14 protein-coding genes and 1 tRNA gene are annotated in these 18,887 nt (G+C 72.0%); 6 read left to right on the forward strand and 9 right to left on the reverse strand.

What is annotated here, in order from left to right:
* Positions 1–75 precede the first annotated feature (75 nt).
* Together ABZ321_RS33620 and ABZ321_RS33625 are read right to left on the reverse strand one after the other, a co-directional pair.
* The gene (locus ABZ321_RS33620) at positions 76–579 is read right to left on the reverse strand and encodes a hypothetical protein (RefSeq protein WP_354898869.1); all 504 of its coding nucleotides are present in this window, start codon (positions 577–579) and stop codon (positions 76–78) included.
* Complete coding sequence (locus ABZ321_RS33625) at positions 579–2,246, reverse strand: Hsp70 family protein (protein WP_354898872.1); 1,668 nt, start codon at positions 2,244–2,246, stop codon at positions 579–581. The genes ABZ321_RS33620 and ABZ321_RS33625 overlap by 1 nt, the downstream gene beginning before the upstream one ends.
* A gap of 300 nt (positions 2,247–2,546) precedes the next feature.
* Here ABZ321_RS33625 and ABZ321_RS33630 point away from each other — a divergent pair, with 300 nt between their 5' ends.
* Positions 2,547–4,358, forward strand: a complete 1,812-nt coding sequence (locus ABZ321_RS33630; protein ID WP_354898874.1) for a family 16 glycoside hydrolase — start codon at positions 2,547–2,549, stop codon at positions 4,356–4,358.
* A gap of 51 nt (positions 4,359–4,409) precedes the next feature.
* On the opposite strand, the gene ABZ321_RS33635 is transcribed toward ABZ321_RS33630, so the two are convergent.
* Positions 4,410–4,685, reverse strand: a complete 276-nt coding sequence (locus ABZ321_RS33635; RefSeq protein ID WP_354898877.1) for a hypothetical protein — start codon at positions 4,683–4,685, stop codon at positions 4,410–4,412.
* 56 nt (positions 4,686–4,741) lie between these two features.
* Complete coding sequence (locus ABZ321_RS33640; RefSeq protein WP_354898880.1) at positions 4,742–5,608, reverse strand: aldo/keto reductase family oxidoreductase; 867 nt, start codon at positions 5,606–5,608, stop codon at positions 4,742–4,744.
* 117 nt (positions 5,609–5,725) lie between these two features.
* Here ABZ321_RS33640 and ABZ321_RS33645 point away from each other — a divergent pair, with 117 nt between their 5' ends.
* Both ABZ321_RS33645 and ABZ321_RS33650 read left to right on the forward strand, forming a co-directional pair.
* On the forward strand, positions 5,726–6,151 hold the full coding sequence (locus ABZ321_RS33645) for a helix-turn-helix domain-containing protein (protein WP_344505372.1): 426 nt from the start codon (positions 5,726–5,728) through the stop codon (positions 6,149–6,151).
* 183 nt (positions 6,152–6,334) lie between these two features.
* Complete coding sequence (locus ABZ321_RS33650; protein WP_354898883.1) at positions 6,335–8,548, forward strand: DUF6055 domain-containing protein; 2,214 nt, start codon at positions 6,335–6,337, stop codon at positions 8,546–8,548.
* 4 nt (positions 8,549–8,552) lie between these two features.
* Here ABZ321_RS33650 and ABZ321_RS33655 read toward each other — a convergent pair whose 3' ends face one another.
* Positions 8,553–9,236 carry a siderophore-interacting protein gene (locus tag ABZ321_RS33655; RefSeq protein ID WP_354898886.1) on the reverse strand — a complete coding sequence of 228 codons (684 nt, stop codon included), beginning with the start codon at positions 9,234–9,236 and terminating at the stop codon, positions 8,553–8,555.
* Positions 9,237–9,500: 264 nt separating this feature from the next.
* Here ABZ321_RS33655 and ABZ321_RS33660 point away from each other — a divergent pair, with 264 nt between their 5' ends.
* Positions 9,501–11,030, forward strand: a complete 1,530-nt coding sequence (locus ABZ321_RS33660; RefSeq protein WP_354898889.1) for a nucleoside hydrolase-like domain-containing protein — start codon at positions 9,501–9,503, stop codon at positions 11,028–11,030.
* Between the two features lie 111 nt (positions 11,031–11,141).
* Positions 11,142–13,073: a HEAT repeat domain-containing protein gene (locus tag ABZ321_RS33665; protein WP_354898892.1), complete on the forward strand. Its 1,932-nt coding sequence runs from the start codon at positions 11,142–11,144 to the stop codon at positions 13,071–13,073.
* Positions 13,074–13,131: 58 nt separating this feature from the next.
* Here ABZ321_RS33665 and ABZ321_RS33670 read toward each other — a convergent pair whose 3' ends face one another.
* Complete coding sequence (locus ABZ321_RS33670; RefSeq protein ID WP_354898895.1) at positions 13,132–14,580, reverse strand: hypothetical protein; 1,449 nt, start codon at positions 14,578–14,580, stop codon at positions 13,132–13,134.
* Between the two features lie 33 nt (positions 14,581–14,613).
* Positions 14,614–14,687: transfer RNA gene (locus tag ABZ321_RS33675), tRNA-Cys, on the reverse strand.
* 139 nt (positions 14,688–14,826) lie between these two features.
* Here ABZ321_RS33675 and ABZ321_RS33680 point away from each other — a divergent pair.
* Complete coding sequence (locus ABZ321_RS33680) at positions 14,827–16,479, forward strand: DUF885 domain-containing protein (RefSeq protein WP_354898898.1); 1,653 nt, start codon at positions 14,827–14,829, stop codon at positions 16,477–16,479.
* A gap of 27 nt (positions 16,480–16,506) precedes the next feature.
* On the opposite strand, the gene ABZ321_RS33685 is transcribed toward ABZ321_RS33680, so the two are convergent.
* On the reverse strand, positions 16,507–17,013 hold the full coding sequence (locus tag ABZ321_RS33685; RefSeq protein ID WP_354898901.1) for a hypothetical protein: 507 nt from the start codon (positions 17,011–17,013) through the stop codon (positions 16,507–16,509).
* A gap of 439 nt (positions 17,014–17,452) precedes the next feature.
* Positions 17,453–18,493: a LacI family DNA-binding transcriptional regulator gene (locus ABZ321_RS33690; RefSeq protein WP_344505364.1), complete on the reverse strand. Its 1,041-nt coding sequence runs from the start codon at positions 18,491–18,493 to the stop codon at positions 17,453–17,455.
* Positions 18,494–18,887: the final 394 nt, after the last annotated feature.

Below are 18,887 nucleotides of genomic sequence, written 5' to 3' on the forward strand. Positions count from 1 at the left end.
TGAGGCCGCTGAGCCAGCGGAACCATGGGGCGCTTTCGTCGATGTCGTGGTTGAGGGCGACGACGGCCGGCGGCGTTACCGCGGCTGGGCCGGCTGCTGGCGCCAGGACAGGCCCGCCACCAGCGCGAGCGCGCCGCCGAGGACGAGGCTGCCGAGCCACGGGCCCCACCAGTCGAGCTCGTCCAGGCCGTCGTACAGGGCCACGACGCACGCGCCGCCGAACAGGCCGCAGGCCGGCACCAGGGCGAGGACCTGGGTCAGGCGGTCGAGCACGGCAGGTCCGGGCCGGGTCAAGCGATACCAGCGGAGTGCGGCGGCGGCGAGCAGCAGGACGGCGGACACCTCCTGGACGGACTCCACCTGGTTGCTCGGTGGCACGGCGAACACCACCACCGCGGCGATCAGGGCCGCGGCCAGGCCGCGGATCTCGGCGGGCCGATTCGGCAGCTTCGGCAGGGTCACCGGTGGGTCCGCGGGCGCGGGCCGGGCGGTGGTCGCCGCCCACGCGACGACGGCGCCCGTGGCGGCGACGGCGGCGGCCGCGGACGCCACCACGTAGGACGACAGTCCGGCAGCCATCAGATCATCCCCGAGATGCGTATGAAGGTGTACACGACGAGCATGAGGGCGCCGGCCGCCGCTGCCGAGATCGCCAGCCAGTCGGCGCCGCGGGGGCCGGGGTGACGCAGGCGCCAGCCGCGCCACAGCAGGCCGGCGGTGAGCAGGCCGCCGCCGATGAGCCAGAACCCGTTGCCGCTGGCCTCCAGGTAGCCCACGAGCAGGACCAGCACGGCGAAACCGGCGGCCACGAGTCCGAACAGCTCGCGTGTCCCGGTCCCGACCCCTGCCACGGGTCCGGACGTCGCCGGTACGTGCCGGGGTGCGGACGGTGGGGGTACGGGCGCGGCGATGGGGGCCGACGGTGGCCAGGACGGCTCGTCGACCGGCCCCGCGGCGGCGGCGGTGACGACCGGCGCCGGGGGTGGGACGGTGCTCTGCATCGGCGCGACCACGGGTGGTGCGGAGACGGGTGATGCGGAGACAGGGGGTGCGGAGATGGGTGACGCGGAGACGGGCGCGGAGGTGATCGGGGGCGCTGCGAAGGGCGCCGGCTCGGCGGAGACAGGCGCGGCTGCGACTGACGGCGCCGCGAAGGTTGCGGGTGGGGCGGTCGCGGTCAGGCTCGCCAGGTGCAGGGCGCCCTCGGCCACCACCAGCTGCGGCTCCTCCAGGACCGTCGGCGCCACCCCGGTGGCCCGGTGCAGCATCGTCGCGATCAGCGGGGTACGGGTGCCGCCGCCGACGAGGAACCAGCCCGCGACCGCCTCGGGCCGCACGCGGGCCTCCTTCAGCGTCGTCAGGGCCAGGTCGACGGTGCGGCGCAGCAGCGGCTCGGCGGCCGTCTCGAACTGCTGCCGGGTCAGCAGCACCTCCTCGTCCGCCGCGGGGATGAACAGGCTGGCGGACGACTCCCGCGACAGCGCCTCACGCAGGTGCTTCGCGTCGGTCCACAGCATGGTCGTGTGGCGCAGGTCCGCGGCCGACGACGGCGCCTCCAGCCGCTGCCACAGCTCGGGCGCGCGGGCCGCGACGACCGTGCGCGCGTGGGCGACGACCAGCGCGTCGAGGTCGATGCCGCCGACGTCGTCCAGGCCGCGGCAGGACAGGTCGCGGAACCCGTCGGCGGTGCGCTGCACGACGCTCGCGTCGAACGTGCCGGCGCCCAGGTCGTACACGACGACGCACTGGCCCGGCGCCACGGCGTGGCCGAGGACGGAGGCGAAGTAGGTGGCGGCGGCGACGGGCTCGGCCACCAACGCCGGCACCGGGAGCCCGGCGAGGGCGGCGGCGTCCAGGAGCACCTGGCGGCGGGCGGCGCCCCAGGTCGCCGGGCACGTCATGGTGATCGTCGCCGGTGGGCCGCCGAGGGTCCGCAGGGCCTCGGCGCGGACCCGGGTGAGCACGGCCGAGATCAGCTCGGGCACCGGCACGCCGCGGTCGCCGAGCAGCACGTCGAGCTCGTCGATGCGCCGCTTGGGGTGCGGCTCGTAGCGGGCCGGGTCGAGCCGCGCGGAGTTCTCCGCGTCCCGCCCGACGAGCAGCCGCCCGGCGCTGTTGGCGAACACGGCGGACGGCAGCAGCGGCGACGAGTCGAACAGCAGCGGCCGGATCCGGCCGTCGGTGTGGCGGACGACGGCGACCGTGCTGGAGGTCCCGTAGTCGATTCCGAGGGCGGTGTCCGGCACCCCCGCAGCCTAGGAAGCATGGGATCCGCCCGCGATCGTGCGAACGGATCACGCCCGCTGCCCCGTTCGGCGGCGAATCGGGGCCGTGTCGGAGGTTCCGCGACCCGCCCGGCCGAGCCAGACGCTGCCGGTACATCCTGCAACAAACCTGCACACGTCACGCCTTGTCCTCAGGAAAGCGCTTGCCTTACGGTGACGAGCGTCGATGTGGATCCGCCCCGCTCCCGCCGCCCCGGAAGCGCCGCCGATCGCACTGCCGCACGCCCGTCGCGCGTGCGCGTCTGTCTTTCCGGAGGAACCATGAGTGCACAAGTCCGAACCCGGCCGCGGGCGCGCCGGTGGCTGGCCGCGTCCGCGGCGGTGGCCGCGGTCACCGGTGTCGCGCTGGCCGCGCAGGTCGCGTTCGCCGACACGGCGTTCAGCGCGACGTTCGAGGACGGCTCCACCAGCGGCTGGTCCAAGTCCGGCGGCTCCTGGAGCGTCGTCACCGACGGCAGCAAGGTGCTGCAGCAGTCCAACGCCGGCAGCGAGAACGCCCGCGACTTCGCCGGCGACAGCGGCTGGATCAACTACACGGTGCAGGCCGCGGTGAAGCCGCTGTCGCTGGGCTCGGGCGGCTTCGTCGGCCTGCTCGCCCGCTCGACCGGGGCCACCACGTTCTACCGGCTCGCGCTGCTGCCCGGCAACCAGGTGCAGCTGCAGGCGGTCAACAGCGGCTCCGTGACGGTGCTCGGCAGCGCCTCCCGGACCGTGTCCACCGGGACCTGGTACACCCTGGCCATCACCGTCAACGGCGGCGCCATCAGCGGCTCCGTCGACGGCACCCAGGTCGCGTCCGCGAGCGACGCGTCGATCGCGAAGGGCCGCATCGGCCTGCAGACGGCGTACTCCAGCGCCAGCTTCGACAACGTCACCGTCACCACCGGCGGGACCACCCCGACGCCGACGGCGACCGTGTCACCGACGCCGTCCCGGTCGCCCTCGGGCTCGCCTTCGAGCTCGCCGTCGCAGTCCCAGCCGCCGTCGTCCGCGCTGTACGTGGCGCCGAACGGCAGCGCGGGCAACCCGGGCACGCAGGCCAGCCCGACGACGCTCGCGTCGGCGATCACCAGGGTCACCGCCGGCGGCACGATCACCGTGCGCGGCGGCACCTACAACCTGTCCTCGACCGTCACCGTCGCGGTCGGCAACAACGGCACGTCGGGCGCGCCGAAGCGGATCGCCGCGTACCCGGGCGAGACCCCGGTGCTGAACTTCGCCGCGCAGACCGAGGACCCGGCGAACCGCGGGCTCGCGGTGAACGGCAACTACTGGCACATCACCGGCATCGTCGTGGAGCGGGCCGGCGACAACGGCATCTTCGTCGGCGGCAGCAACAACACCATCGAGCGGGTCGTGACCCGCTTCAACCGCGACAGCGGCCTGCAGATCTCCCGCGCCGCCTCCGACACCCCGCAGTCGCAGTGGCCGGCCAACAACCTCATCCTCTCCTCGGAGTCGCACGACAACGCCGACTCCGACGGCGAGGACGCGGACGGCTTCGCCGCCAAGCTGACCAGCGGCCCCGGCAACGTGTTCCGCTACACCGTCTCGCACAACAACATCGACGACGGTTGGGACCTCTACACCAAGACCGACACCGGCCCGATCGGCGCGGTCACCATCCAGGACTCGCTGTCCTACAACAACGGCACCCTGAGCAACGGCACCGTCAACACCAACGGCGACCGCAACGGCTACAAGCTCGGCGGCGAGGGCATCGGCGTCAACCACGTCGTCCAGCGCAGCATCGCCTACCGCAACGGGCACCACGGCTTCACGTACAACAACAACCCCGGCTCGATGGCGATCTCCAACAACCTGTCCATCGACAACGCCGAACGCAACTTCTCGTTCGACGCGGGCACCCACACGTACCGCAGCAACACCTCCTGCCGGTTCAGCAGCGGCGGCTCCAACGACAAGACCGTCGGCAACGCCGACAGCAGCAACCAGTTCTGGACCGGCACGAACGGCTCCCGCTGCGCCACCTACAGCGGCGCCCTGGCCTGGTCGTTCGCCGCCGACGGGCACCTCGTGGTGACCCTCGGCGGCCGAGCGGTCAGCCTGTAGCACTGGTTCCCCGGGGCGGGCCGTGGTGACGGCCCGCCCCTTTGCGCGGCCTCAGCCGACGGGGTCACCGCCGGGGCCGCTCTGGCCCCTTGGGTCGCCGTTGACGAGCGCCACTTTGGGATTCGGATCAGGGTCGCTCTCGTGCTTCGGATCGGCGGCATACATGGATGCGATGGACAACGCGGTCAGCGCCACGGTGGGATTCGGATCGCCGGTGGTCTCGTGCTTCGGATCGCTGGCATACAGGGCCGCGACGGCCGACGCGACCAGCACCGCGACGGCGAGCCGTTTCGTTCGAACCATGTCGGTCTCCTCGATGGGTTGCACGTACCCCGGCATTCTCGGTGAGCCGGTCCAACGCCCGCGTGCAATCCGGTTGCAGCTCAGCGGCCGATCTCGTCGAGCTCGGCCAGGTCGTTGTCGGAGAGCCGAAGCCCCGCACCGGCGGCGTTCTCGCGCAGGTGGGCCGTGGCCGAGGTGCCGGGGATCAGCAGGATGTTCGGCGAGCGGTGCAGGAGCCAGGCCAGGGCGACGGACATCGGGGTCGTCCCCAGGCGTGCGGCGACGCCGGAGAGCGCCGAGGACTGCAGCGGGGTGAAGCCGCCGAGCGGGAAGAACGGCACGTAGGCGATGCCTCGCCCGGCCAGGCGGTCGATCAGGTCGTCGTCGTGGCGGTGGGCCAGGTTGTACAGGTTCTGCACGCACACGATCGGGGTGATCGTCAGGGCCTCCTCGACCTGCTCCGGGGTCGCGTTGCTCACGCCGAGGTGCCGGATCAGGCCCTGCTGCCGCAGTTCGGCGAGCGTCCCGAGGGCCTCGGCGAGCGAGCCGGGCCGGGGACCCTCGGCGTCGCCGAGCCGGAGGTTGACCACGTCGAGCGCGTCGAGGCCGAGGCTCTCGAGGTTGTCGTGGACGGCCCGGCGCAGGCTCTGCGGGTCCCTGGCCGGCGGCCAGCCGCCCTGCTCGTCGCGGGTCGCCCCGACCTTGGTCGCGATGTGTAGATCCGCCGGGTACGGGTGCAGGGCCTCCCGGATGAGCTGGTTGGTGATCCGCGGCCCGTACGCGTCGGCGGTGTCGATGTGGGTGATGCCGAGCTCGACGGCCGCGCGGAGGACGGCGACGGCGCCGTCACGGTCGGCGGGCGGCCCCATGACCCACGGGCCGGCGAGCTGCATGGCGCCGTAGCCGAACCGGCTGACGGTCAGATCCCCCAGCGTCCAGGTGCCGCCGGGAAGTGCAGTGGACGACATGCGTGCTCCTCTGTTCTGCTGCCTGACAGGTGCCGCTCCACTCTCAGGGGGTAACTTCCTATTGGGAAGTACGCACCTCAAGGTGCGTAACACACCCGGTGGTTGGAGGGACGGCCGATGGCGACGACGACGGCGGCGCAGCAGCGGGCACAGAGCAAGGCGGAGTACGACGCCTTTCTCGCGGTGTGCCCGAGCCACAAGCTGCTCGAGCGGATCTCCGGCAAGTGGGTCGCGCTGATCCTGACCGCCCTGGGCAGCGGCCCGGACTGTGGCGGCGACCCCCGCCCGATGCGCTACTCGGAGCTGTCCCGCCTGCTCGCCGGCGTCAGCCAGAAGATGCTCACCCAGACGCTGCGCGCGCTGGAGCGCGACGGCCTGATCAGCCGCACCGTGACGCCGACCGTCCCGGTCACGGTCTCCTACGAGCTGACGGACCTGGGCCTGTCGATGTACGGCCTGGTCCGCGGCTTGAAACTGTGGGCACAGCACCACATGGACGACGTCCTCGCCCACCGTGCCTCCTACGACGAAACGACCGCCTGAAGACGGTCATGGCGCAGGTCGAGGCCGTGGACGCCTGATGAAAGTTTCGGGTCCCGGGACGCGTCCTTCTGGCGTCCCGGGGCATTCCCGTTGCTGCCGGGGTGCGGCTTAAGGGTCCGAAAAGCAAACGCAAAAGGAGACTTCAGTTGCCCCGAAAAGGTTTTCGGGGCAGGGTGTGGTGCCATGACCACCATCAATCTCCGATCGCGCCGGCTGTGGCTGGCGCCGCTGGTCGGGCTCGTCGTGATCGCCGGGGTGCTCGTCGCCCTGCAGACCCGGCCGGCCGCCGCCGCCGCGAAGTCGCTCTACATCCCGGCCCGCTGGACCCAGACCGGCGAGGTGCCGTGGGCCCAGAACCGCACCCGGGAGTCAACGAACTTCATCCTGCTGTGGGGCGAGAAGTCGGGCACCAACCCGGCCTCGGCGCCCTCGCCGTACAACTTCGACCCGAACAGCATCATCACCCAGCTGGAGAACCTGTACGCGTTCTACGTGAACACGATGCAGTTCACGCCGGAGCAGGGGCTGCTCGCCCAGTACAAGATCATCGTGATCGTCACGAACACGTGGAACCGCACCGAGCTCAACGCCTGGGCGACCGGCGGCTCCGTCGACGGCAAGGTCGGCGTCATCAACATCGACCCCAAGGCCGCGCTGCCCGGCTCCTGGGGCCTCGCGCACGAGCTCGGGCACGTGTTCCAGAACTACACGTTCCTGGGCCGCTCCGGGTACGGCTTCACCGACGCCAGCGCGGGCACCTTCTGGGAGACCAGCGCGGAGTTCATGGCCATGCAGGCGCTGCCCACCACCGCCGCGGGCGACCTGAGCCGCTGGCTGCGCTCGGAGAACCTGTACTACAGCTCCAGCCGCCACCACTACGGCAACTGGATGCTGATGCAGTACATCAAGGACCGCGACGGCCTCGCGATGTTCAACCGCATCTGGAACGAGGCTCGCAACACCGAGCATCCACTGGAGACGTACCGGCGGATCACCGGCATCACCCAGGCCGAGCTGAACCGGCGCGTGGGCGAATACGCGACCCGCACCGTGACCTACGACTTCGGCAACAAGTCGACGCTGATGCCGTTCATCAACGGCGTGTACGGCGCCGGCTTCCTCAACAACGCCTACAACGGCGGCAGCGTCGAGGCGGTCGACGCCTCGCTCGGCCACTACCGCATCAACGCCCGCGTCGCCCCGTCCGACTACGGGTTCAACAAGATCAAGCTGGTGGCGGCGGCCGACGGCGGGCTCGTCAAGGTGCGGCTCAAGGGCCACGCCGAGACCGGCGCCACCGGCTGGACCTTCGGCCTCGTCGCCGTGCGCAACGGCACGCCGCGGTATTCGCCGCTGACGACCGGCACCGACGGCCAGATCGACTTCCAGCTGCAGGCCGGCGAGCGCGAGGTGTGGCTCGTCGTCACCGGCACCCCGTCCGCCGTGCCGCACTACGCGTTCCTCGACGGCTACCCCAAGGCGCGGCGCTTCCCGTACGAGTTCCGCGTCGCCGGCGCGTCGCCGTCGGGCTTCGAGCCCGGCTACGTGAAGCCGGCCGCCACCAACGGCGGGCACTGGCACAGCAACGGCGGCGGCTGGGTCGCCGGCAACGCCAACGTCGCCGCCACCGCCTACGTCGGGCCGAAGGCGGCGGTCTTCGCCGGCACGGTCACCGGCAACGCCCGCATCGAGGGCCTCGGATGGGTCAACGGCGGCACCGTCGGCGGCAACGCCGTCGTCAAGGACAACGCGCTCATCCAGAACGGCGCCAACCTCTCCGGCAGCATCGTGGTCGGCGGCGACGCCGAGTTCGCGATCGCCTGCTCGTCGGGCACCTACCTGGCGTTCAACCCGGACCGCCGCTGTGACGGCGCCGGCGGCGAGGCCGACGTGAACCCGTCGTTCAGCGCGTTCCCGAGCGCGGACCTCGCCATCGGCGGCACCACCACGCCCCCGCCGACCGGCGGCGTCAACGTGGCCGGCTCCGCGACCCCGTCGGCGTCCTACACCTCGGCGTGGGAGTCGGTCGCGGCCATCAACGACGGCATCGACCCGCCGTCGTCCAACGACACCGTCAACCGCCGCTGGGGCACCTGGCCCAACAGCGGCCAGCAGTGGGCGGAGCTCACCTGGCCGAGCGCTGTGCAGCTCAACAAGGCGCAGGTGTACCTCTTCGACGACAACCAGGGCATCGACCTGCCGTCGAGCTGGAAGCTGCAGTACTGGACCGGCAGCGCCTACACCGACGTGCCGGGCGCGTCCGCCTACACCGTGACCGCGAACGCGTACAACACGGTCACGTTCACCGCGGTGAGCACCACCCGGCTGCGCGTGGTGCTGCAGTCCAACGGCACCAGCTCGGTCGGGCTGCTGGAGGTGAAGGCCTTCACCGCCTGATGCTTTAGTCGAGGCCGGTGCGGCCGGCTGCCCAGTACGCTTTGCCGGTCACTTTGGCGGGCGGCGCGGACCACGTGCGGATCTCCCGCCGGACGGCGTGGACCGTGGCCGCGTTGCCCGTCGCGACCAGCCGGTACGGGCCTGCCATGCCTGCCCCGGCGGCCCGCAGCCGGTCGAGCAGCGCGGTCGGCTCGCAGACCTCGGCGCCCGGCCGCAGGCCCTCCAGCGCCTGCGGCCGCTCCGCCTCGAACAGGCACGTGAGCGCCGCACCCGTGGTCTCGAACGCCTGGGCCAGCGCCACGCTGGTGGCGTCACCGACGAACAGCACCCGCTCACCGGCGGCCGGCGGCTCGATCGACCGGCGCGGCCCCATCAGTTTGACCCGGTCGCCGGCCTGGACCCGCCGGAACCAGGCGCTCGCCGGCCCGTCGCCGTGCAGGTACGCGAGCAGGCTGGTCCGCCCCTCGGCCATGTCCCAGCTCGTGGGCGTGAACGTGCGCAGCCCCCGGCCGGCCCCCGGCGGGCGGATCTGCACCTTGGCCCCGGCCGCCCACTTGGCGGCCCGGAACGCCGGCGCCACGAGGTCGACCCGGACGAAGTCGTCGCCGACCCCGTCGACGGCCGCGACCTCGGCCTCCGTCAGCAGGGCGGCCTCGGCCATGTCGATCAGACGACCCGCGATCCCCACAGGGGCTCCTCCCACTCCGGTGCTTGCCCGTATCTTGCAGCACCCGCCCGACGGAGTGTTCAGCGACGGCCTTGACTTTTGTGTCGTGCCGATTAACGTTATATATCAAGTCAGATCTGAATAGATATTCATGTCGCGCGCGTGGCACTGAAGACCGATGACCGTCCCAGGCGGGCATTCCCCCTGGGGTTCGAGGAGGATCTGTTGCGAAAACTTCCTGGTCCGACCGCAGGGCGCCGCATGCGCCGGCCCGCGCTGCGCACCATGACGGCAGCCGTGCTCGCGGGAGTCATGATCGCGGCCAGCGGCGCATCCGCGTTCGCCGGCGACGCTGACAGCCAGTCCGGCGGTGAGAACGCCAAGCCCCGCGTCATCCTCATGCACGACCCGGAGCTCGACGACCAGAACACGCTCGTGCGCTATCTGATGTACAGCAACGAGTTCGACACCGAGGGCCTCGTCTACTCCAGCAGCGGTGTGCACTGGGCCGGCGACGGCAAGGGCACGTCGTGGTACGTGGCGGGGCGTGAGTACACCCGGTTCGGGCTGAACCTCTGCCCGTGCACATCGTGGCGCTGGAAGCCGGGCGAGCGGTTCATCGACGACGCGGTCGACATCTACGCGCAGGTCTACCCCAACCTGCGCAAGCACGCCGGCGGCTACCCCTCACCCAAGGAACTGCAGTCGAAGATCTACACCGGGAACATCGAGTTCGACGGTGACATCTCCAAGGACTCGCCGGGCTCGGACCTGATCAGGAAGAGCCTGCTCGACAACCGTCCCGGCCCCGTCTACCTGCTCACCGGCGCCGGCCAGAGCACGATCGCCAGGGCACTGAAGTCCATCAAGGACGAGTACGAGAACACGCCGCAGTGGGCGCAGATCGCCAAGAAGGTGTCGCAGAAGGCGATCATCCAGTCGTTCGGCGACCAGGACGGCACCTACGCCAGCTACATCGGTAAGAACTGGCCCGGCATCGAGTTCCGTCAGATGTCGACCAGCATCTGGGGCTACGGTGCCCGCAACGCCGTGCTTCCCCAGGACGCGAAGTACCTGTCCGCCGAATGGACCAAGGCGAACGTGTCCGACGTAGGCCCGTTCGGCGCCTACTACCGGGTCTGGGGCGACGCCAAGCAGATGGTCCCCGGCGACATCTTCGACCACTTCGGCTTCTCCGGGCTCACCACCGCACAGCTCAAGGCGATGGGGTACGTCGTCTGGACACCCCCGCAGGCGAAGGGCTCCTGGATCTCCGAAGGCGACACGTCGATCTTCATGAACCTCATCGACAACGGTCTGCGCGGAAACGTCGATGCCGGCTACGGCGGCTGGGGCGGGCGCAAGGGAAGCGACACCGATCCGAACGGCGTCCCGTCGAGCAACTACGCCGCCAGCCGCTGGTTCGGCACGGCTCAGCAGGACTTCGCCGCCAGGCTGCAGTGGACCGTGGCCTCGCGCTACTCGGAGGCCAACCACGAGCCGACGGCCAAGGTCGCCGGCCAGGTGGACCGCACCGTCTCGCCCGGTCAGACGGTCACGCTCACCGGCCTCACCGGCGACCCGGACCGAGACCAGGTCACCAGCAGCTGGTGGCAGTACACGGACGCCGACACCTACCCGGGAACCGTCACGATCAACCAGGTCCCCGGCGGACAGCAACAGCACGTCGTGAAGGTCCGTGTCCCGGACGATGCCGCACCCGGCCAGACGATCCACCTCATCCTCCAGGTGACGGACAACGGATCGCCGGCGCTGACCTCGTACCAGCGCGTCGTGCTCACCGTCAGCGGCTGAACCACAAGCCGTCCCACTGCCTGTAAGGCCTGAACCGACGGCCGGTCGCGCATCAGCCGCGACCGGCCGTCGCGGTTCCGGCTGTGGTTCCGGTGGTATTGGATACGGGGCATGGGACTTGCCAAGGCCCGGCGGATCGCGGCGCGGGCGCACCGGGGACAGCTGTTCGCCGGTGGTGGGCTGCTGACCGGCCATCTCGAACGCGTGGACCGGATCCTTGCCGGGTCCGGTACAGCGGCGGACGCGACCGTGCGCCAGGCAGCGTGGCTGCACCTCGTGTCCGGACGCGGCGTGTCCGCCGTGGACCTAGCCCGGGCGGGGGTGCCGCCGCACGTCGTCCACCTCGTCGAGGCGATGTCGTGGCGCCCGTGGGACGACCGGGCGCGCTTCACGGAGCGGCTCGTGCGGACGCCCGGGGCGGCGGCGATCCGGTACGCGGTGCTCACGGACCTGCACGACCACCTCGCCGGGCAGCACGCCTACGAGTGGTGGCGGGAGCAGCACGTCCGGCTCGCCGATGCGCTCGGCCTTGCCCACCCGCCGGATCCCGCGGGCAAGACGGTGCTGCCGGAGCCGCCGGGCAAGGACGGGCACCTCGGCGGCTACGCGCGGCGGCTCGGCGCGCTCGGCACCGACGAGGCACTGACGACGCTGCTCGCGGCGTACGAGGCGGAGAAGGCCGGACCGGCGCGGTCATGCTGCCTCAGTGCGTTGCGCCCCGGCGTGTACGCCATCGCCACCCGGCCGGAGACGGCGTCGCGCCGGCTCGCCGTCGCGTGGTGGGACTCCGCCGACTCGTGGGAGCGCATGGTCGCCGTGATGACCCAGGTGGCGAGCGGCGAACCGGTGGACAGTGACCGGCTGCTGGACATCGTCGAGCGGGAGACGGGATGGCTGGCCGTGGCCGCGATCCGGGGGCTGACCGGGCCGGCCGGCGACCGGGAGCTCCGCCTGCTCTCCGCGGCAGCCGCCACCGCCAGGCCGGAGAACCGGTGGGTCCGCCGCGCGGCGGTGGCCCGGCTGCGGGCGGTCGGCGGGCCGGCGGCCGGGGCCGCGCTGCACGGCCGGTTCCTCGATCCGTACGAACCACCGTGGCGGGACGATCCGGGCTGGCTCACCGAGTACGGGGCCGGACATGTCGCGTTCTTCATCGAGAAGACCACGGATCCGGCGTGGGCGGAGTCGGCGCCCCACGCGCTCGGCGAGCTCCGCGCAGTCGAGGCGGTGCCCGCGCTGTGCCGGATGGCGCGGGAGGCGCGGTGGGTGCCGACCGCCCTCATTACGGCGCTCGGGAAGATCGGTGCACCCGATGCCGTGCCGGCGCTGACCGACCTGGCCGGGCACGCGCGCGCTGACGTCCGCGATCACAGCCTCCGGGCGCTGGCACACATCGACGACCCCCGGGTGCCCGACGTCGCCCTCGCGGCCTGCGACGATCCGGACCCCGCGGTCCGTGACCGGGCGGCCCGGTTGCTCACCCGCACCGGCGACCGGCGGCACGTCGGCGGGCTGATCAGGCTGTGCGACACCGCGCACGCCGGCCGGGCGGCGGCGGTACTGGGCCGCATCGGTGATCCCGCGGCGGTGCCGACGCTGCGGCACGTGTTCCTGACGTCGCCGGACGCCGCGGTCTGGCGCGCCGCCGGCCGCGCGCTCGCCACCATCCCCGACGCCGCGAGGCACTGGTACGGGGTGCCCGGCGGCGACATCTTCCGGCAACGTGCGTACATCTGGATCCTGGGTCACCAGCAGGGCTCGGAGGTGCGTCACCAGCTCGCCGGCGCGCTCACCCACGAGGACCCGGGCATGCGGGCGAACGCAGCAGCCGCGGTGGCCCGCCGAGCCGACCGGGACCACCTGCCCGCCGTCCGCGCCCTGCTCGACGACCCGGCACCGCAGGTGCGGGCCAAGGCGGCCGCGGCGCTGCGGGCGCTGGCCGACCCCGCCGCCCGCGACCGCCTTGAAGCGCTCCGGTCCTCGGATCCGGACCCGCGGGTCCGCTCCGCCGCGTCCGCCGCGGGACGAGCGGACCCGGACCGCTGACCTGCTGCTCGGCGGCGGCGCCGTGGACAAGACCCGGCTGCGGACCAGGGCCGTGGTGCTACTGCAGCGCGCTGAGGATCGCCGCGGAGGCACCCATCGCCTGCGCCGCCTGCAGGGCGCTGTGTCCGTGGCCGTCCGGCACGGCGGGGTCGACGCCGGCCGCCCGCAGCCGCCGGATCAGGGCGACGTCGTCGATGAGGTGGGCCATGTGCAGCAGTGATCGGCGCTGCACGCCGCGGACACCGCGAGGGTCGACCCCGGCGTCCAGCAGCCGGTGCACCTCGGCGACGTCGCCGTGGCCGGCCGCGAGCAGCATGTGGCGGGCGACCGTCCGGATCTGCCGCGGCAACGGTCCGGTCCGGGCCGACCAGTTGTCCAGCACGGCGAAGCAGCCGGTCGACCTGCCGCCCAGGGCCTGCAGGGCGCGTTCGCGGCGCACGTCGTCCGGGGTGTGGCTCAACGCCTCCAACCTGCCGTCGTGCCACCCCACGTAGTGCCGCCGGTGGCCGCACTGGACGTGGATGCGTTCGGGCACCCGTACACCGGCCGCCGGGGCGTACGCAGTGTCCGGGGCGTCCGGGAACATCGCGGCGCGTACCAGCGGATGCACGGCGCTGATGGGCAGCCACCCGCGGCGCAGCGCCTCGACGAACCACGGCAGGTTCAAGGCGGTCTCCGGCACCGCCGGCAGGCGCTGCGCCCGGCGCCACCTGTCCACCCGCAGCACCGCCCCCGCGCCTCGGCGCAGCGTGAGCGTCAGCGCCTGGTCCGGCAGCTGCGGCAGCCAGGTCACCAGGACCGTGCCCGACCTCGCGCCGGCGCCGAGCAGGTCCCAGGCGGCCGGCACGACCAGGCTCATCCGGAAGAACGGCAGCAGCGCCCCGGCGGCGTTGAACGCCGCCGTGACCGTCGGGTCGATCTCGACCCCGGCCGCCCGCCATCCGGCGAGGCGGTCGTCGAGGAGCAGCCGTTGCTCCCACTCCGCGCTCGCCGCACGGTCGTGCCTCGGCGGCGGCGTCTGCGGCAGGTCCGCGTGGTCCAGGCGGCGGCCGTCGCGGTGGAAGCCCGGTGTACGGTCACCGCCGCCCAGCCGGTGCGGCAGCCGCGTGGCATGGCGCGCGTCCCAGAGATGCCGGCTGCTGTCCCACCGGCTGCGCACCCAGGCGGTGTTCGTCGACAGCCGCAGCCGGTGCGGGCCGTACGTTTCGAAGTGGGAATGCACGACGAGCGCCAGTCCCCTGGGGTACTGCGCCAGCAGCAGTGGCAACTGGACGCCGCGCGCGAACTTCAGGCCACCGTCGAGCAGATGCCAGCGGAGTAGGTCCGGCGCCAGGTGCCGCAGGTCGTCCAGCATCCGGGGCTCCGCCGCGAGCACCGACGCGTCGACCTCGACGCCGGCCGCCGCGCACGCGCCCTGCCAGTCGCCCGCGAGCCGGCGTCGGGTGGCGGCCCGCACGGCGGCGGCCGGAAGGTCGTACCTGCGCAGCACCGGCTCGGTCAGCGCCATCGGCGTCCCCCGAACACGCGACGACAGGACGATGACGGGCGGCCGGATTCGAACCGGCGTCCTCAGGAATTGCAGTCCCGCCGCGACGACCTCTGCGCTACACCCGTCGCGGCGCATGCTACCGGCCGGCGAGCACCGGTCGGGACACCGTGCTCAACGGAGCCGATGCGCTACGGACGGTGCACCCTTGGCCGCGCACCCAGTAGCATCGGCGCACCGATCGATGCGCGGCGACAGGGAGACGACATGTCCACTGCCAACCAGCTCGCTGAAGACCTGCTCGACGTGATGCTCGACGTGTTCCCCATCGGCGCCTCCCTGCTCGGCATCCCCGGCCGCGACGACCAGATGCGCGACTACAGCGAGGCCGGCGACGCCGCGATCAGGGACCGCGCGCTCGCGATCGCCGCCCGTGCCCGGGCGCTGGACCCCGCCGGTCTCAGCGACGACGACCAGCTCACCCTCGGCGTCGTCCTGCAGCAGGCGCAGTCCATCGTGGACACCGTGGACCTGCGCTCCACCGAGTATGCGATCACCGACACCTGGACCGCACCGGCCGCGGCGCTGCTGGTCCAGCTGCCGATGGTCGGGCTGACCGACGCCACCCGCGCCGACGGCTATCTCGCCCGGCTCAGGAAGCTGCCGGAGGCGTTCGCGCAGATCGCCCAGCGCCACCGCGACGGCATCGCCGCGGGCCGACGGCCGGTCCGGCACCTTGTCGAAGGTGCCGTCGCGCACCTCGACCGCTACCTGGCCAACGCCGACGGTGACCCGCTGCGCAAGCCCGCGCCGGCCGACGACAACGGGTTCGCCGCCGAACGTGACCGGCTGATCGACGAGGTCGTCCGGCCCGCCGTCGCCGCCTACCGCGACACGCTCGCCACCGAGATCGCCCCCGCCTCCCGCGGCCTGGAGGAGGCCGGCCTGTGTTTCCTGCCCGGCGGCGACGAGCTGTACCTGCGCCAGGTGCGCCTGCACACCACCACCGACCGCACACCCGACGAGCTGCACCGCATCGGCCTCGACCTGATCGCCGGGCTCGCCAGGGAGTTCGCGGAGATCGGCGCGGAGGCCTTCGGCACCTCCGACACCGCAGACGTGCTGCACCGTCTGCGCACCGACCCGGCGCTGCGCTGGCGCGACGGTGACGAGATCCTCGACGCGGCACGCGACGCGATCGAGCGCGCTGAGAAGGCCGCACCCGAGTGGTTCGGCACGCTGCCGGCGCAGCGGTGCACGGTCGCGCCGGTCCCCGCCGACGAGGCTCCCGGCGCTCCCGCCGCCTACTACCTGGCGCCGGCGATCGACGGCAGCCGCCCCGGCATCTACTTCGCCAACACCTTCCAGCCCGGCGGCCGCGACCGCACGGTCGCCGAGGCGACCGCCTTCCACGAGGCCGTCCCCGGCCACCACCTGCAGATCAGCCTCGCGCAGGAGCTGACCGGTCTGCCGCTGCTGCGGCGTATCGCGCAGTTCACCGCGTATGGCGAGGGCTGGGGGCTGTACGCGGAGCGCCTCGCCGACGAGATGGGCCTCTACTCCAGCCCGCTCACCCGGCTCGGCATGCTCGCCACCGACTCGATGCGCGCCGCCCGTCTCGTCGTGGACACCGGTATCCACGCGAAGGGCTGGAGCCGCCAGCAGGTCGTGGACTACCTGCGGGCCAACACCGCGATGGCGGAGGTCGAGATCCAGTCCGAGACCGACCGGTACATCGCCGACCCCGGCCAGGCCCTCGCATACATGGTGGGCCGCCTGGAGATCCAGCGGCTCCGTGAGCAGGCCCGCGCCGCGATGGGGGACCGGTTCGACATCCGCGCCTTCCACGACACCGTCCTCACCTCCGGCCCGCTGCCCCTCGGCACTCTCGCCGAGCGCGTCCGACGCTGGGCGGCGTGAGCGGCCGCGGCGTGAGCGGGCGCGCGGCTATTCGCGGGTGGCTCCGATCGGCACGGGCAGTGCCGCGGCGACGCGTCGCGCCAGCTTGACCGGGTCGGCCCAGCCGGGGACCAGGGCCTGCAGGAGCTCGACGGTGGTCTGGCCGTTGGAGGCCGCGGCCGGGGAGTACTTGAGCAGTTGCCAGCCGGCGCGGCGGGGCGGGTCGTCGCGGGGTTCGGTGGGGTACTGCCAGCCCTGGTTGGTGCCGAAGAACAGGTGCTCGTCGCCGACCGGGAGGACGCCGCGGATGCCCCAGTTGCAGGCGTTGTTGAACCCGGTGGTGGTGAGCGGCCAGGCGGGGCTGTCGGCGTCGTCGAACACCCAGACCTGCCCGGCGGTGCGGTTGTCCCGCAACACCAGCCGGGCCGCCAGCTGCCGCCACATCGTAGTCTCCACCGCGGTGACGGGCCGGCCGAGGAGCTGCGCGAGTATCCCGGTGGCGGGGTTGAGGGTGATGTCGCGGAACACCCGTTCGGCGTTGAAGGTGCTCGGCATCGAGGTCGACGAACAAGCGGTACTTCGCGCCGACGAGGTCGGCCACCGCTGGCGCAACCCGATCTGGCGCCACGCCGACGGCTCCCTCGCCGAGTGGTGACAACGTGAGCGTCCTCCTTTGGCACCGATCCGCGCGGTTCGGTGTCGTAGGTCGGGTCGGTGCACAGATCCATCGTCTGAGGCCAGACGAGTGGACAGGCCGGCGGGTGACCACCGCCTGGCTGATCGTCGGTGGTTTGTGCGAGTGGGTGTGGTTGGCCGGTCATGGTGGCGAGTGCGGTGGCGACGGCTTGGAGGTCGGCGTGGATGCAGGTGGTGGTTGCTGGTCCGGTGTTGTCGGTGCGGCAGGCGTAGGGCCGGGGCTGGGAACAAACGCGCGATCGGCACGCGGGAACCCGGGCTGCGTCTCGCGCAAGGTCGGTGCGTGTGAGCGGTTGAGCTAAGGGGTTGGTGTGACGGTGGTCCGGCGGGGGGCCAGGGTCGGGGTGAGCTTCATGTGGGTGGCGGGGCGGGTGCGGTCGGCGATGCGCTCCAGGATGAGCCGGGCCGAGTTGCGGCCCATCTGGCGTCCGCCCTGATCGACGCTGGTGAGCGAGATCGGTGCGAACGCGGCGAACATCGTGTTGTCGTAGCCGGCGACGGCGACGTCGTCGGGCACGGCGAGGCCGGCCTCCGCGATGGCCTGCAGTGCCCCCATGGCGACGATGTCGGCGCCCGCGAAGATGGCGGTCGGGCGGTGCAGCCGCGACAGCAGCTGTTGGGCGCCGAGGTATCCGCCCTCCTGGGTGTAGCTGGTGGACGCGATGTCGATGTACTCGTCCAGCCGGTGGGCCCGCATCGCCTGCCGGTAGCCGTCGGCGCGCACGGCGTTGGGCATCTCGGCGAGGCGGTCCGGGTCGTTCTCGAGGTGATCAATGTGGGCGATGCGGCGGTGGCCGAGCTCGACGAGGTGGTCGACGACGAGTCTTGCTCCGGTGATGTCGTCGTCGGCCACGGAGTCGTAGCTTGCCGAGCGTCCGTGCCGTCCGACGGTGACGGTCGGGACCAGGCCGGCGACGCGGTCGAGGTGCTGGCGCGAGGAGACCGGGGCGACGAGGATGAGGCCGTCCATGCTGTGATCGATCATTGTCTCGGTCACCCGCGCCTCTTCGGCCTGGCCGTTGCAACCGGGGCCGATGAGCACCTGATAGCCGGCGTCCCGGAGGAGCTCGGTGATGCCGTCGAGGACGTCGGCGAAGAACGGGTTGCGGATCGTCGGCAGCATCACGCCGATGCTGTAAGTCTGGCCGCGCATGCCTCGGGCGGCGGCGTGCGGCCGATAGCCGAGGTCGGCCATCGCTTGGCGGACCTTCGCCTGCATCTCCGGACTGGCGCCGTAGGCGTTGCGGAGCACCTTCGACACCGCGGTCGTGGACACGTTGGCGTGGCGTGCGACGTCGACGATGGTGACGCGCCGGGCGGGTGCCGCCGTCTTGCGCATCCAGGCTCCTCCGGCTGGTCCAGTGTGGGCAACGTTACCCGCGAGTATACGGCCGGCCAGGTGGGCCCGGCCAGTATGTGCTGCGCCCGCAGCGGTGCTGCCGAGGGCAGCCGGTCACGGCAAGCAGCTTGCTGTGCGTGCTGGGCACGTCCACGATCGTGACCCTTCGAGCTGGGGCGTCAGGACTCATCCGGTGGACCTCCCATAGGTTGGGCAACGTTACCCTCGCAGAGGTAGGGATGATCTCCCTCGGAGGCGCAGTCCCTTGAGGACGCGGTGCTGGGTAATGCTGGTGAAGCACTGCCGACCCCTTGACGTAACAGCGCGAATGATCCTATGGTCGGCGTCACACATTCGGAAAACGTTGCCCATTCCCTGCGAAACTTCCCACCGC

The organism is Dactylosporangium sp. NPDC006015, assembly GCF_040614215.1.
GTDB lineage: Bacteria > Actinomycetota > Actinomycetes > Mycobacteriales > Micromonosporaceae > Dactylosporangium > Dactylosporangium maewongense.

Coding starts and splice junctions, on each gene's coding strand:
- ABZ321_RS33620 (WP_354898869.1), bottom strand. CDS start 579: ATGGCTGCCGGACTGTCGTCCTACGTGGTGGCGTCCGCGGCCGCCGCC.
- ABZ321_RS33630 (WP_354898874.1), top strand. CDS start 2,547: ATGAGTGCACAAGTCCGAACCCGGCCGCGGGCGCGCCGGTGGCTGGCC.
- ABZ321_RS33640 (WP_354898880.1), bottom strand. CDS start 5,608: ATGTCGTCCACTGCACTTCCCGGCGGCACCTGGACGCTGGGGGATCTG.
- ABZ321_RS33645 (WP_344505372.1), top strand. CDS start 5,726: ATGGCGACGACGACGGCGGCGCAGCAGCGGGCACAGAGCAAGGCGGAG.
- ABZ321_RS33650 (WP_354898883.1), top strand. CDS start 6,335: ATGACCACCATCAATCTCCGATCGCGCCGGCTGTGGCTGGCGCCGCTG.
- ABZ321_RS33660 (WP_354898889.1), top strand. CDS start 9,501: ATGACGGCAGCCGTGCTCGCGGGAGTCATGATCGCGGCCAGCGGCGCA.
- ABZ321_RS33665 (WP_354898892.1), top strand. CDS start 11,142: ATGGGACTTGCCAAGGCCCGGCGGATCGCGGCGCGGGCGCACCGGGGA.
- ABZ321_RS33670 (WP_354898895.1), bottom strand. CDS start 14,580: ATGGCGCTGACCGAGCCGGTGCTGCGCAGGTACGACCTTCCGGCCGCC.
- ABZ321_RS33680 (WP_354898898.1), top strand. CDS start 14,827: ATGTCCACTGCCAACCAGCTCGCTGAAGACCTGCTCGACGTGATGCTC.
- ABZ321_RS33685 (WP_354898901.1), bottom strand. CDS start 17,013: ATGCCGAGCACCTTCAACGCCGAACGGGTGTTCCGCGACATCACCCTC.
- ABZ321_RS33690 (WP_344505364.1), bottom strand. CDS start 18,493: ATGCGCAAGACGGCGGCACCCGCCCGGCGCGTCACCATCGTCGACGTC.